The organism is Ruegeria sp. S263 (genome assembly GCF_056780525.1).
This window is the reverse complement of the sequence record NZ_CM165558.1, coordinates 2013400-2027776: the sequence shown is the minus strand read 5'-3', so window position 1 is coordinate 2027776 and position 14377 is coordinate 2013400. Positions and strand designations below refer to the sequence as shown.

Below are 14377 nucleotides of genomic sequence, written 5' to 3'. Positions count from 1 at the left end.
CATGAAATCGATTCACCCTACGGCATTCAGTCAGGGCAATTATTGAACGAAACGGGCTAGGCTGTTACGCCATGTCTTAAATCCAATTGGAGACCCCGTATGACCGAGGCAGAACGTATTCTCATAGACCTTTTGAACCTCGAAAGATTGGAAGTTGACCTTTATCGGGGCGTAGGGTCAGGCGGCGAAACATCCACACGGATATTCGGCGGGCAGGTGGTTGCCCAGGCGCTTGCCGCCGCGTATCGCACAGTGGACGAACGGCTGTGCCATTCCTTACACGCATATTTTATTCGACCTGGCGATCCATCAATACCTGTTATTTATCAAGTTGATAGAGCCCGAGATGGAGGTTCATTTACAACGCGCCGGGTCGTTGCAATTCAACACGGAAAGCAAATCCTGAACATGTCCGCATCGTTTCATGTGCGCGACGAAGGCTGGGATCATCAGCATGATATGCCGCAACTGGAAAAGCCGGAAAATTATCCAGCACGCACAGAGCTAAAGGAAAAATACCTGAGCGCGCTTCCGGAACGATTGCATGGCGAACTGATGCGTGAACGTCCAATTGAAGTGCGAGAAGTCAACCATGTGCATCCTTTGAAACCAGAGAAAACAGACGATCGCAACCAAATGTGGATGCGCATGAATGCCGCAAAGCAAGCAGATGAAAGAACGCAACAATTACTATTGACCTATGCGTCCGACATGAGCCTGTTGAGTTCTGGGATGCGACCACATGGGCTGAGCTGGTTCACAGGCGAAGTTAATGGCGCAAGCCTTGACCACGCCATGTGGTTTCACGCCCCGGTGCGGTTCGAGAACTGGCACTTATACTCAATGGATTCCCCGTGGACCGGACGAGGCCGGAATTTTAATCGAGGCTCAATCTATTCCGAAGACGGAATCCTGGTGGCATCGGTTGCTCAGGAAGGGTTAATGCGGAAAGTCCAAAGGAGCTCGTAAGATTCTGTTTTAACAACAAATTTCCAAGGCAAATGCTGTTTGTACGGCTGTTTTCTAACGCCGCATATTCACAATTTAACCATAATACAGATTATGCGGAACAATCATTGCAGCCCTACAATGAAAAATCGCAGGACTTCCATCCTGCGATTCAACAGTAAAATCCCCTTAGTAAAACGCCTGCAATCCGGTTTGCGCGCGTCCGAGGATCAAGGCATGCACGTCATGCGTTCCTTCATAGGTGTTTACCGTCTCAAGGTTGACCATGTGGCGGATCACCTGGAATTCCAGAGAAATCCCGTTGCCGCCATGCATGTCGCGGGCCATGCGTGCGATTTCAAGCGCCTTACCACAGTTGTTGCGCTTGACGATCGAAATCATCTCAGGCGCTGCTTCGGCCTGATCCATCAGACGACCGACACGCAGACTGCCCTGCAACCCCAACGCAATCTCGGTCTGCATGTCAGCTAGCTTGCGTTGGAACAACTGTGTTTGGGCCAAAGGTTTGTCGAATTGCTTTCGGTCCAAGCCGTATTGACGTGCGCCATGCCAACAAGCCTCGGCTGCGCCCATGACGCCCCAGCTAATTCCATAGCGTGCGCGATTCAGACAGCCAAACGGGCCTTTCAAACCTTGCACATGCGGTAACAAAGCATCGTCGCCCACTTCGACACCATCCAGAACGATCTCACCAGTGATCGACGCACGCAAGCTCATCTTGTTTTGAATTTTCGGAGCACTCAGCCCCTTGAGGCCTTTTTCCAAAACGAACCCACGAATTTTACCGTCATGCGCATCCGACTTGGCCCAGATCACGAAGACATCCGAAATCGGAGAGTTCGAAATCCACATTTTGCTGCCGGTCAGCCGATAGCCGCCGTCAATCTTTTCGGCACGGGTTTTCATACCGGCCGGGTCTGAACCAGCATCCGGTTCGGTCAGCCCGAAACACCCAATCCATTCACCGCTGGCAAGTTTGGGCAGATATTTTCGGCGTTGTTCTTCGCTGCCATAGGCATAGATCGGGTACATCACCAATGAGCTTTGAACCGACATCATCGAACGATAACCAGAGTCCACGCGCTCTACTTCACGGGCGACCAAACCATAGGAAACGTATCCCCCGCCCAAGCCACCGTATTCTTCAGGGATCGTTGTCCCCAACAGGCCCATTTCACCCATTTCCAGAAAGATCTCGGGGTCGGTTTCTTCGTTCTGAAAGGCGTCGGTGACTCGGGGCTGCAGCTTTTCCTGCGCATAAGCCCGCGCGCTGTCGGAAATCATCCGCTCGTCTTCCGTCAACTGATCAGACAGACGGAATGGATCGTCCCAGGCGAATTGCCCCAAGTCCGGTGCATCTTTGGCGCGCAAGGTGGGCTTCGTATTGGGGGCGTTCATGGTGTGTCTCCGCTCAAATATCTGGGCGCAAACTAACCTGTCAGCCTTTCAAATGACAGTAAGAGATTCGCAACCAACCATGAGTTTTTCTCATGGTCGATTACGCGTGTCCCCTGCCCGGCTTTACCCCAGAGCGTAACCTGCACCGCGTACGGTGCGAACAGGATCTTCGCCACCATGTTGGGTCAATGCTTTGCGCAACCGTCCGATATGCACATCTACCGTCCGTGTATCGACATAGATATCGCGGCCCCACACGCGGTCCAATAGCTGCTCACGGCTCCAAACACGCCCCGGCTTTTCCATGAACGTGCTCAGAAGACGGAATTCTGTCGGGCCAAGCTTCAGAGGTTTACTGTCTCGGCTGACCTTATGTGTTTCGGAATCCAGTATGATATCACCGAACTCCAGCCTAATGCCCACTGTTGCAGGCCGTACGCGCCGCAGTTGAGTTCTGACCCGGGCCATCAGTTCGACAACCGAATATGGCTTGACCACATAGTCATCCGCTCCGGTTTCCAGACCGCGCACCTTGTCGACCTCTTCCGTGCGAGCAGACAGCATAATGATCGGAATGGAACGCGTATCGGGCCTTGATTTTAGCCTGCGGCAAACCTCGATCCCGCTGAGATTTGGCATCATCCAGTCCAGAACGATGATGTCCGGACTGTCCTCATCGACCAAAAGCAGGGCCTCGTCCCCGTTCTCGGCCTTGGCCACCCGAAACCCCTCGGCCTCAAGGTTGTACGCCAGCACCTCACGCTGTGCCAGCTCATCTTCGACCACAAGAACGGTGGGTTGGTCGGCGGACATGTGTCAGATCTCCTGCGGGGTGTGCGACGTGATATCGGCCTTGGGTCGCGCCTCGGCGGGGCGTTCACCCGTGACAAGATAGACAACCTGTTCGGCAATGGCGGTGACGTGGTCGCCCATGCGTTCGATGTTCTTGGCAATGAAATGCAAGTGCATACAGGAAGAAATGTTGCGCGGGTCTTCGGCCATGAAGGTCAGAAACTCGCGGAAGAGGCCGTTATACATTTGGTCCACCTCTTCATCACGGTTGATGACATCGGTGGCCAGTTCTGCGTCACGTTGGATATAGGCGTCCAGCGCGTCACGCAGCATATGTTCAACCTCGCGGGCCATACGGCGAAGAGCCGCAGCGCTGCCGTTGATCTCACCCGCATTGACCAGAACCGTAGTGCGCTTGGCGATGTTCTTGGCATAGTCCCCAATACGTTCCAGGTTGCCTGAAACCTTTAGCACCGACAGCACCAGACGCAGATCACTGGCCGTTGGCGCCCGCAAGGCGATAAGACGCGCAGTTTCTTCGTCGATCAACTCTTCCAGCGCGTCGATGGCCTTGTCGCCTGCGCGGACCTGCTGGGCCAGCTCTTCATCTCGTGATTCCAGCGAGCGAGCGGCGCCCATGATGGCGGCCTCAACCAGACCGCCCATTTTCATGATGTGGGCCTGAATCGCTTCGAGATCGCGGTCGAAAGCGGATGCAATATGTTGTTCAGTCATGATCTGATACCTGTCCTCAACCGATCCGGCCGGTGATGTAGCTTTCGGTGCGGGGATCTTCGGGGTTGGTGAAAATCTGGCCTGTCTCGCCAAATTCAACGAGGTTCCCAAGGTGGAAAAACGCAGTTTTCTGGCTGACCCGTGCGGCCTGCTGCATCGAGTGGGTCACGATCACCACCGAATAGCGCGAACGCAACTCGTCAATCAGTTCCTCGACCTGTGCGGTTGCAATTGGATCAAGGGCCGAGCACGGCTCATCCATCAGAAGGACTTCCGGTGCAGTCGCAATGGCGCGTGCGATGCACAGACGCTGCTGCTGACCACCGGATAGGCCGGTGCCGGGGGCATCCAGACGATCCTTGACCTCATCCCAGATCGCACCACGGCGTAGGGATTTTTCAACGATTTCGTCCAGTTCCGACTTGTTCTTGGCAAGGCCGTGAATGCGTGGGCCATAGGCCACGTTGTCATAGATAGACTTGGGGAACGGGTTCGGCTTCTGGAACACCATACCCACTTTGGCGCGCAGCTGCACCGGATCAACGCGCTTGTCATAGATATCTTCACCATCCAGCAAGATGTCGCCCTCAACCCGGCAGATGTCGATCGTGTCGTTCATCCGATTCAGACAGCGCAGAAAAGTGGACTTGCCGCAACCCGACGGGCCAATGAACGCTGTCACAGTTTTTTCTTCAATCTCAACGTTCACGTCCTTGATGGCGTGAGTGTCGCCGTAATAGACCTGAACCTTGTTCGCGGCGATCTTGATAGCTTTGGAGTCCACGGCTCTCTCCACTCGTGTCATATCGTTCATAATTAGCCCCTTACCAGCGGCGTTCAAAGCGGCGGCGCAGGAGTACCGCGATGGTGTTCATTGTCACGAGGAAGATCAACAGAATGATGATTCCCCCCCAAGCACGTTCGTAAAAAGCAGGGTCAGCGCGTTTGGACCATTCGTAGATTTGTGCAGGCATGGCCGAGTTCGGCGATAGGAACCCCGCCACAATCCCATCCGGCGGGTTCGAGGCGATAAAGCCCACCATCCCGATCAAAAGCAGCGGTGCGGTTTCGCCAAGCGCCTGCGCCAGACCAATGATGGTCCCGGTCAAAATGCCGGGAGCGGCCAGCGGCAGCACATGGTGGAACACAGCCTGCATTTTCGAGGCCCCTACCCCAAGGGCTGCATCGCGTATCGACGGCGGCACCGCCTTCAGCGACGCGCGTGTCGAGATGATGATCGTCGGCAACGTCATCAGCGTCAGCACCAGACCGCCCACCAGCGGCGCCGAGGTCGGTAGGTGCATATAGTTGATGAACACGGCCAGACCCAGAATACCAAACACAATCGACGGGACGGCGGCCAGGTTCGAAATGTTCACCTCAATGATATCTGTCAGCCGGTTCTGTGGCGCAAATTCCTCAAGATAGATCGAGGCCGCAACACCGATCGGCAGCGCCAAAGCCAACACCACGAACATCATGAACAGCGATCCCAGCATAGACACACCGATCCCCGCGGCCTCGGGCCGTTGGTCTGAAGCGTCAGAGCCGAAGATGAAATCGGGGTTGAACGCCTTATACAGCACACCCGCGTCCCGCAGTTGATCTACAAAATCCAACTGTGCAGCCGTTATGCTTTTGTCATTGGCGATGGACTCACGGGTGACGCGGCCTTTCATATACCCATCGACGCGGCTGTTGACCAGAAAGCGGAAGCTGACGGTTTTGCCGATCTCATCTGGGTTGGCGATCACGTAGTTCCGCAACTGAGCCTGCGCCGATTTTGACAGGATCTTACCCATATCTTTGGGTTTCAGATCCGTCTGAATGCCAAGTTTTTGTACTTCGGCCTCAAGCGCCGAGGCAATCAGCGGGGCGTAACCGAAGGTCGAGACCTTTTTGATATCTTCGATGTTGCGGTTGCCCTTCTTGTCCAGCTTGTCGGCCTTTAGTTCGACATTCAGCTCAAGAAAGCTCTGCTGGAAGGCGCCGGTGCCTGCTGTCACGATATTCGTGACCAGAATGATCAGCATCAGCAGGCCGATCCCGATGGCGGCAATTCCGTACAGCTTGAACCGACCCTCGGCGGCATTACGGCGTTTGGTGCGCGCGTCTTTCTCGAACAGTGAGCCACCCCTGGGCTTTGCAGCAGGAGCAGCGCCAGGCGTTTGGGAAATATCGGTCATTCGTACTGCTCCCGGTATTTGCGTACGATATAAAGGGCGAAGATGTTCAGCCCCAGCGTGATGATGAACAGGGTCAGACCCAGCGCAAAAGCCACCAGCGTCTCAGGGCTGGCAAAGTCGGTATCGCCGGTCAACTGACTGACGATCCGGGTTGTGATGGTCGTCATCGCCTCGAACGGGTTGCCCGAGAACTTGGCGATTGCACCGGCGGCCATAACCACGATCATTGTCTCACCAATGGCGCGGCTGGCGGCCAGCAGGATCGCACCCACGATACCCGGCAAAGCGGCGGGCAGAACCACCTGACGCACGGTTTCGGACTTTGTAGCACCCAATCCCAACGACCCATCGCGCATCGACTGCGGAACCGCGTTGATGATGTCATCCGACAGCGAGGACACGAACGGGATCAGCATGATGCCCATTACCAGCCCCGCAGTCAGCACCGCGTTCGAGCTGGCCATCCAGCCAACCCCCAGCGCACCGCCTTCGCCGAACATCGACACCAATGCGGGGCCGACCGTCAAAAGGGCAAACAGACCGTAAACGATGGTCGGGATACCGGCTAGGATTTCAAGCAGCGGTTTCGCCACAGCGCGCGTCGCGCCCGTGGCGTATTCCGACAGGTAGATCGCCGCGAACAGGCCAATCGGTACCGCGACCAGCAACGCAATCAACGAGATATAGAGCGTACCCCACAGCAGCGGAAGGATCGACAGCTCTGACCCGCCACGGAAGTTGGGGGCCCAAGTACTGCCAAAGAAGAAGTCTTTCCACGAATGAAGCTGGAAGAAGTTCAGCGTTTCAAAGAGCATCGACAAAACGATGCCCACGGTTGTCAGGATCGCGATAGAGGCCGCCAGCAGCAGTAGCGCCAGAACCGCCTGCTCGACCACGTTACGGGCGCGGAATTCTTTATGCGTGCGGATATAAGCGAACGCTGCCCCCAAAAGTGCGACAGCCAGAACAATGGCCTGCATGGCAACCGATCCGGTCGACGTCATACTGCGGTATTTTTGCGCCGCAATCAGGATCGGCTGAGAAATCTCCTGTGTCAGTACCTGCCCGGCGTCCTTTAGTGTTGCCGTCAGTTGATCAATATCCGAATTCGCGTCTTGGGCCTGCGCTTCGGTCATTGCGCCTGCGGCGACTGCCCCATCCAACCCAACGGCCACACGACGTACTTCGCTCATTATGAGGCCGCGATCAGAACCTTCTGGGATCGACTGCTCGGGGATAAGGCTGGAAACCGTACTGTTCACGATCATCGGCTGGGCAAGAAGCCATACAATCAAAACGCCAAGTGCCGGAACCAACGCTGACAGGCCGACATTGTACCCATAATAGGACGGCAGCGAATGCAAATCGCGCGCGTCTCCTCCTGCGCTTGCCAAGGCACGGGAGCGACCCGTGAAGAAACCGATCACTGCCAGCGCAAGCAGGATAAGCAGCAGCCAGGATAATGCCATGAGAACTCCGATGGTATCGCAAGTGGAGGAGTCAAAAAGAACCGGGGCGCGAATATTACGCCCCGGTTCCGTTCACAAGATATATTAGGAACCGCCGCCCAGAACGGTTTCGTTCGCAACTGTTTCCTGTACTTTCGCCAGTTCAGGATCCGAGACCAGACCGTATTCTGCCAGCGGGCCGTCGGGGCCTGCGATCTCGTCCGCGACGAAGAACTCAGCATATTCTTTCAGACCGGGGATCACGCCGATATGGGCTTTTTTCACGTAGAAGAACAGCGGACGCGAAACCGGATACTCACCTGATGCGATCGACTCGGTCGAGGGAACAACGCCCGACATGGTCGCAACTTGCAGCTTGTCGGTATTGTTCTCGTAGAAGGCCAGACCAAAGACGCCGATGCCGTCCTTGTTGCTGTCGATACGGGCCAGAGTTTCGGTGTAGTCGCCGTCGATGTCGACCGACACGCCGTCGGTGCGGATCGCGATGCACTGTTTCTCGGCTGCTTTCTTGTCGTCGCCGGCAGCTGCCTTGAACACTTCGAAATCGCCCAGGTGCTCACAGCCAGCCAAGATAACCTTATCTTCGAACACTTCACGGGTGCCGTGCTTGGTGCCCGGAATGAAGGTTGCGATCGGCTGCGCCGGGAAGTCCGGGTTCACGTCGGCCCAGGTCTTGTTGGGGTTGTCGACAACTTCACCGTCCACGACGATTTTGGCTGCCAGCGCTTTGTACCAGTCTTCCGGCGTGAACTCGAACGAGTTGCCGTTGATGTCGGATGCGAAAACGATGCCGTCATAGCCGATCTGAACTTCGATGATGTCCGTTACACCGTTTTCGGCGCAGGCTTTGATTTCTTTCTCGCGGATAGCGCGCGATGCGTTGGCAACGTCGATGGTGTTTTCGCCAACACCTTCGCAGAAGCGCTTGAGGCCAGCCGACGAACCGCCCGATTCAACAACCGGTGTCGGGAAGTCAAAGTTCTCACCGAAGGCTTCAGCAACAATCGAAGCATAAGGCAGGACGGTCGAAGAACCAGCTACCTGAACCTGATCACGAGCAGCGGCAGCAGTGGCCGAGATTGCAGAGATGGCAAGAGCCGAAGCCGACAGTTTTACAAAGGACATTTCAGTCTCCCTGAAAGGATAGAATTTGATCACCCCCATGATGATCCTGCGGCACCCCTAAGAGCCGTGCGTAAGCCTTTTGTGACAGGTTTGTAACGCTTTTATGACACCTTGCTTTGTTTGAAGGTGACGTTACGAAAGAAATATCGGCCAAAAACTGACAAATTGGACGACCATAGACAGAATCTGAACCGAGTTATCGCGGCAAAATAACTGTAAACACAGAACCTTTTCCAAGGTCGCTTTCCACGCGCAGGCGACCACGGTGGCGATTTACAATATGCTTCACAATGGCCAAGCCCAGCCCCGTTCCGCCCAGCTCACGCGATCTATGACTGTCGGCGCGATAGAATCGCTCAGTCAGACGCGGCAAGTGTGTCGCATCGATTCCCGGCCCCTTGTCGATGACCTGTACCCTTACAGCAGGACCACGCATCGCCGTATCCCGGTCCGAGGACGTGATGCGTACCTTGACCACTCCACCGCTGCCGCCGTATTTGATTCCGTTTTCGATCAGGTTGGTGAAAACCTGACGCAGCTGATCGCTGTCACCGGTTAACGTAACAGGCCCCTGATCCGCCGAAAGGGTCAGTTCGACACCGGCGTCCTCGGCCAAAGGACGTACCGAGTTCAAAATCGACTGCATCATTCCCGTCAGTTCCAGTTGCTCTTTCGGGCGGACGCGTTCTTCGCTTTCAACCCGGTTCAATGAAAGCAAATCACCCACCAACCTGTTCATGCGGTTGGCTTCCTCGGTCATGATCTTAAGAAACCGCTCGCGCGCGACGGCATCGTCACGGGCAGGTCCCCGTAGGGTTTCAATGAACCCCATCAAGGCGGTCAGAGGGGTTCGCAGCTCGTGACTGACATTGGCAACGAAGTCACGACGCATCTGACCGGCCTGCTCCAGATGGGTGACATCCTGAAAGATGGCCAACACAGCGCCGCCGGAAACCGCTCCGACGCCGTTCATATACCGGCACTGAACTTCGAAGGTTGTGTCCTGCGCCCCGTCGTTCGCCAGATGACGCGTTTTCGCCGGCCCTTTTGTGCGCAGGCTCTGCTCCATGGCTTCGATGACCTGAGGCTGCCTCAGGATCGTTGCGAAGTGCCGACCCTCGATCCCCGCGCCAAGCAAGGTTTTGGCGTGCGTGTTGGCGGCGATAATGCGTTCCGTTTGATCGACCACCAAAGCCGGCATGGGAACGGCCGCGACAAATTCGGTGAGCTGGTCATTTGACATGGAAAAAACCTCTTGGAGGTAATCAGACCGCCGTCATCGTATCCCGGAACCTGCGCATATTGCTCTGGTAATGCAGGGCGCTTAGGGTCAGACCCTTCGCGGCTGCATCGTCCAATGTGCGCACAACCTTGCCCGGTGATCCCATAACAAGTGAATTATCCGGTATCTCTTTGCCTTCCGTAATCAAAGCCCCTGCCCCGATCAGGCAATTCTTGCCAATCTTTGCCCCATTCAGGACGATCGCCCCCATTCCAATCAGAGAGTTCTCGCCAATCGTACAGCCATGCAGCATAACCTTGTGGCCGATGGTGCAGTTCTTGCCAATAGTCAGGGGAAAACCTGCATCAATATGCATGACGCAGTTTTCTTGAACATTGCTGCCTTCGCCGATGCGGATCTCTTCATGGTCGGCGCGGATGGTGGACCCAAACCAGACCGAGGCGCCCTGCTCCATCACCACTTTACCGATCAGGTTGGCGTCCGGTGCAACCCATGTGTCATCGTGAATTTGCGGCGTATGCTCGCCCAAGGCGTAGATTGTCATGACAGGCCCTCAAATTCATTTTGTAGTGCGCGAACGTGGTTTTGAAGGCTGGGTTGCTGAATACGGCGCATACGTTCGGCGCTGACGATGGTCTTCAGCTTTTCTTCCGTCGAATCCAGATCGTCATTGACCAGAACGTAATCGTAATACCCCCAATGGCTGATTTCGTCCCAGCTCTTGAGCATCCGTTTGGTGATCACGTCGTCACTGTCCTGGCCACGGCTTTCCAACCGACGGCGCAGTTCCGGGATCGAGGGCGGCAGGATAAAGATCGAAAGCGCGTGTTTGCCAAGGTCCGAGTTGCGGATCTGAACTTCACCCTGCCAATCCACATCGAACAAAACGTCCTTTCCGCTGTTGATCGACTCGCGGACAGGCCCGGCTGGTGAGCCGTAGAAGTTCCCGAAAACATGCGCGTGTTCCAGCATCTGCCCTTCGGCGACCTGCTGTTTGAACGCATCCTCCGTCAGAAAGAAATACTCGCGACCGTGTTCTTCGCCCGGACGCGGCGCGCGGGTGGTGGCCGAGACCGAAAACTCCAGATCGGTATCCCACTGCATCAACCGTTTGGCCAATGTGGATTTTCCTGCACCAGAGGGCGAGGACAGAATGATAAGTAGGCCGCGTCGATCCGCCATTTGGCGCTCCTGTCGTTATTCCACGTTCTGAACTTGTTCGCGCATCTGATCTATAACGGCTTTCAACTCAAGCCCTACCGAAGTCAGATCGGCACTTTGCGCCTTTGAACACAGGGTATTGGCCTCCCGGTTGAACTCCTGCATCAGAAAGTCAAGCTTTCGGCCAACTGCAACGTCCTGTTCAAGCAAGTCCCGCGCAGCCAAGACATGCGCTTTCAGGCGATCAATTTCTTCGGTGATATCGGCCTTGACCGCGATCAGTGCAAGTTCCTGCGCAACACGGTCCGGGTCGGCACCCTGCGCGTTATCCATGACGCGCGACAGGTTCTCGCGTAGCGTTTCTGCGACCTTGTCCTTTCGCTGCTCCGCCAGAATTGCAGCCTGTTCTGTCAATTCCGCCACCGTTTCCAGTTGACCGTTCAATATTTGCGAAAGCGACTGACCTTCGGTCTCGCGCATCGCGATAAATTCGGTCAAAAGCCCCGGGAACTCAGCGATTAGATGTCCGACCAATGGCGCAGGATCGTCTACGTCGCTGCCTGCATCCAGCATACCTTTTAACGCGATAAGGTCAGAAGCACGCGACGGGGCAAGCATGATATCCCGCGCTTCTGCCATTTGCTGCGTTTTTGCCAGGGCCTCCAGCGCAGCCCCCATTGCGACTTCGTTCAAAACAAGGTCCGGCGCAGATTCATCACGGTTAAGCCGCAGGGACAGCGTGACGCTTCCCCGGCTCAGGGCCTTGGACAATTGCCCACGTAATGCGACCTCTAACCCCGTCAACCAGTCCGGAGCACGCACGCGCATGTCTAGCCCCTTGCCATTGACGCTGCGCAACTCCCACGTCCAGCTATGCGGCCCAAACGCCCCCTTGCCAGAGGCAAATCCAGTCATGGATCTGATCATGCCCGCCCTTTCGTCGCTGCTCGTCTCAGAATACTTGACCGCACCTAATGCCATCACAGCACGCAGGGCAAGAGTTTGCTGGGTTTCGCCTGAAGACAGCTAAGTTAACCATTCATTAAAGAATTCCTCCAAGAGTGGCACCAACCATGTCAGTTTGGCCCCTGTCAGAACTGGTCATTCGAAAGATGCCCCCGATATCTGGCATTTTAGGAAAATGATGGCCACTTGGCGTTAGGGCTATGAAATGACAACCTTTTTCGGAAACGGGTCCGGGTCTAACTTTGGAAAGATCATCGCGATGGATCGCTTTGACAGTGGCCGCATATTTTCGCCCATTCGCCAGGCTGAGGCTTATTGGAGCGCGCTGCTATCGGGTGGCGAGATTCCAATGCGATCGCAGATTGATCCGCGCGGACTTGAGAACATTTTGGAAAACACCTTTATCCTCGAACGCATAGCACCCGGCCTGGCCAGGTTTCGCCTTGCGGGCAGTCATCTGAACAGGCTTGCCGGGATGGAGGTTCGGGGCATGCCTCTGACCGCCTTTTTCGAACCGTCGGCACGATCTCAGGTTACAGAGATATTGGAGCAGGTTTTTGCAGGACCTGCGATTGCCGAGTTTGAACTTGCAGGCGCTGGGAAACCGGGGCGCGCCCATCTGGATGCGCGCATGATCCTGCTGCCACTGAAAAGCGATTTAGGGGACGTAAGCCGCGTCTTGGGCGTACTTGCCAGCAATGGCGCCATCGGTGCCACGCCCAGACGGTTCGGCGTGCTTGGTCAGAAGGTTCGCACAGTGGCGTCCGTTCAATCACCGCGTACGAAGATCGAACCGACCTCAGCAGGATTTGCCGAGGGACAAAGGGAGTTTGATCACTCAAAATCCCATTTGCGTCTGGTTGTATCGCGAGATGATTAAGTAACAAAAAAGCGGGCCTTTGCCCGCTTTTTCTATGATTTAGCTCGCCGCTCGTTTGCTGCGATCGCGCCTCAGGTTAGTCAGTTCCTCGGCCACAAGAAAGGCCAGTTCAAGGGACTGCGACGCGTTCAAACGAGGGTCGCAGGCGGTGTGGTAGCGGTCTGAAAGATCCTCTTCCGTCACGGCGCGCACGCCGCCCGTGCATTCGGTTACATCCAGACCGGTCATCTCGAAATGTACACCACCGGGGATAGTACCCTCGGCCTGATGTACGCCAAAGAAGTCGCGAACTTCGCGCAGGACTGAATCAAACGGACGCGTTTTATAGCCCGTTGCCGATTTGATGGTATTGCCGTGCATCGGATCGCAGACCCAAGTCACATTAGCACCCTCTTCCTTCACGGCTTTGACCAGACGCGGCAGATGCTCACCGGCTTTGCCCGCTCCGAACCGCGCGATCAGGGTCAGGCGACCCTCTTCGTTTTCGGGGTTTAGCTTTGACATCAGAACCTTCAGGTCTTCCGCCGTCGTGGTCGGACCGCATTTTAGACCAATTGGGTTCAATACACCGCGGCAGAATTCCACATGCGCGCCGTCGGGCTGACGGGTGCGGTCGCCGATCCAGATCATATGGCCAGACCCGGCCAGCCAGTTGCCCGAGGTCGAATCCAGACGCGTCAACGCCTCTTCATACTCCAGCAGCAGACTTTCGTGGCTGGTATAGAACTCGACGGTCGAGAACTCATGCGTGGTGTCGGCGGTGATACCAGCCGCGTGCATAAAGTCGATCGTGTCCTGAATCCGGTCCGCAATCTCAGAGTATTTCTGAACGTCCTGTTCGTCCGTGAAGCCCAAAGTCCACGAATGCACCATGCTCATATCCGCGAAGCCTCCGGTCGAGAAGGCCCGCAAAAGGTTAAGCGTCGCCGCGGCCTGCGTATAGGCCTGCAACATCTTGCCGGGATTCGGAATACGCGCTTCGGGCGTGAACGCCAGTTCGTTGATGATGTCGCCACGATAACTTGGCAGTTCCACACCATCGACAACCTCGGTCGGGGCGCTGCGTGGCTTGGCAAACTGTCCCGCCATCCGGCCAACTTTGACCACGGGAACTTTGGCGCCATACGTCAGCACCATCGCCATTTGCAGCATCACCTTGAAGGTATCACGGATTGCGTCGGCGCTGAATTGTTCAAAGCTTTCAGCACAGTCGCCACCTTGCAGCAGGAACGCCTCTCCACGTCCGGCGGCACCCAAAAGCTGTTTCAGGCGGCGCGCTTCCCCGGCAAAAACCAGCGGGGGATACTGCGAAAGCTGGGCCTCGACCTTAGACAGCGCGTCCGCGTCGGTATAATCTGGCATCTGAACCCGGGGCTTGTTGCGCCAGTTCGATTTTTGCCACTCGGTCATAGCTTTGATCTCCGCTGAAGTATTCAGGTCGTCTCTATACAAA

At 55.8% G+C, this 14377-nt stretch carries 14 protein-coding genes; 2 read left to right on the top strand and 12 right to left on the bottom strand.

Translation table 11 applies throughout. The features are described 5' to 3' along the window. Positions 1-99 precede the first annotated feature (99 nt). Entirely contained in the window at positions 100-969 is an 870-nt protein-coding gene (locus tag ACT2B1_RS10095) for an acyl-CoA thioesterase (RefSeq protein WP_171240808.1), read from the top strand. Positions 970-1137: 168 nt separating this feature from the next. Here ACT2B1_RS10095 and ACT2B1_RS10090 read toward each other — a convergent pair whose 3' ends face one another. The 11 genes from ACT2B1_RS10090 to ACT2B1_RS10040 all read right to left on the bottom strand — a co-directional run bounded on the left by ACT2B1_RS10090 (position 1138) and on the right by ACT2B1_RS10040 (position 11993). Continuing rightward, positions 1138-2367, bottom strand: a complete 1230-nt coding sequence (locus tag ACT2B1_RS10090; RefSeq protein WP_481667680.1) for an acyl-CoA dehydrogenase — start codon at positions 2365-2367, stop codon at positions 1138-1140. Between the two features lie 123 nt (positions 2368-2490). Beyond that, positions 2491-3180 (bottom strand): phosphate regulon transcriptional regulator PhoB, encoded by a 690-nt coding sequence (gene phoB / locus ACT2B1_RS10085; RefSeq protein ID WP_171121435.1) that lies wholly within the window; start codon positions 3178-3180, stop codon positions 2491-2493. 3 nt (positions 3181-3183) lie between these two features. Beyond that, the gene (gene phoU / locus ACT2B1_RS10080) at positions 3184-3894 is read right to left on the bottom strand and encodes a phosphate signaling complex protein PhoU (RefSeq protein ID WP_171121436.1); all 711 of its coding nucleotides are present in this window, start codon (positions 3892-3894) and stop codon (positions 3184-3186) included. 16 nt (positions 3895-3910) lie between these two features. Continuing rightward, on the bottom strand, positions 3911-4708 hold the full coding sequence (pstB, locus tag ACT2B1_RS10075) for a phosphate ABC transporter ATP-binding protein PstB (RefSeq protein ID WP_171240806.1): 798 nt from the start codon (positions 4706-4708) through the stop codon (positions 3911-3913). 10 nt (positions 4709-4718) lie between these two features. Continuing rightward, entirely contained in the window at positions 4719-6080 is a 1362-nt protein-coding gene (pstA, locus tag ACT2B1_RS10070) for a phosphate ABC transporter permease PstA (RefSeq protein WP_481667679.1), read from the bottom strand. Beyond that, positions 6077-7549 (bottom strand): phosphate ABC transporter permease subunit PstC, encoded by a 1473-nt coding sequence (gene pstC, locus ACT2B1_RS10065; RefSeq protein ID WP_481667678.1) that lies wholly within the window; start codon positions 7547-7549, stop codon positions 6077-6079. The genes pstA and pstC overlap by 4 nt, the downstream gene beginning before the upstream one ends. An 84-nt stretch (positions 7550-7633) precedes the next feature. After that, positions 7634-8674, bottom strand: coding sequence for a substrate-binding domain-containing protein (locus tag ACT2B1_RS10060; RefSeq protein ID WP_171121440.1), 1041 nt, complete (start codon positions 8672-8674; stop codon positions 7634-7636). A gap of 196 nt (positions 8675-8870) precedes the next feature. Continuing rightward, positions 8871-9917, bottom strand: coding sequence for an ATP-binding protein (locus ACT2B1_RS10055; RefSeq protein WP_171121441.1), 1047 nt, complete (start codon positions 9915-9917; stop codon positions 8871-8873). 22 nt (positions 9918-9939) lie between these two features. Continuing rightward, on the bottom strand, positions 9940-10461 hold the full coding sequence (locus ACT2B1_RS10050; protein WP_171121442.1) for a gamma carbonic anhydrase family protein: 522 nt from the start codon (positions 10459-10461) through the stop codon (positions 9940-9942). Continuing rightward, complete coding sequence (gmk, locus tag ACT2B1_RS10045; protein WP_481667677.1) at positions 10458-11099, bottom strand: guanylate kinase; 642 nt, start codon at positions 11097-11099, stop codon at positions 10458-10460. The genes ACT2B1_RS10050 and gmk overlap by 4 nt, the downstream gene beginning before the upstream one ends. A gap of 15 nt (positions 11100-11114) precedes the next feature. Further along, complete coding sequence (locus tag ACT2B1_RS10040; protein ID WP_481667676.1) at positions 11115-11993, bottom strand: YicC/YloC family endoribonuclease; 879 nt, start codon at positions 11991-11993, stop codon at positions 11115-11117. A 256-nt stretch (positions 11994-12249) separates the two neighbouring features. On the opposite strand from ACT2B1_RS10040, the gene ACT2B1_RS10035 reads away from it, so the two are divergent. After that, positions 12250-12924: a PAS domain-containing protein gene (locus ACT2B1_RS10035; protein ID WP_481667675.1), complete on the top strand. Its 675-nt coding sequence runs from the start codon at positions 12250-12252 to the stop codon at positions 12922-12924. 39 nt (positions 12925-12963) lie between these two features. Here ACT2B1_RS10035 and ACT2B1_RS10030 read toward each other — a convergent pair whose 3' ends face one another. Further along, positions 12964-14334: a class II 3-deoxy-7-phosphoheptulonate synthase gene (locus tag ACT2B1_RS10030; protein WP_171121446.1), complete on the bottom strand. Its 1371-nt coding sequence runs from the start codon at positions 14332-14334 to the stop codon at positions 12964-12966. Positions 14335-14377 lie beyond the last annotated feature (43 nt).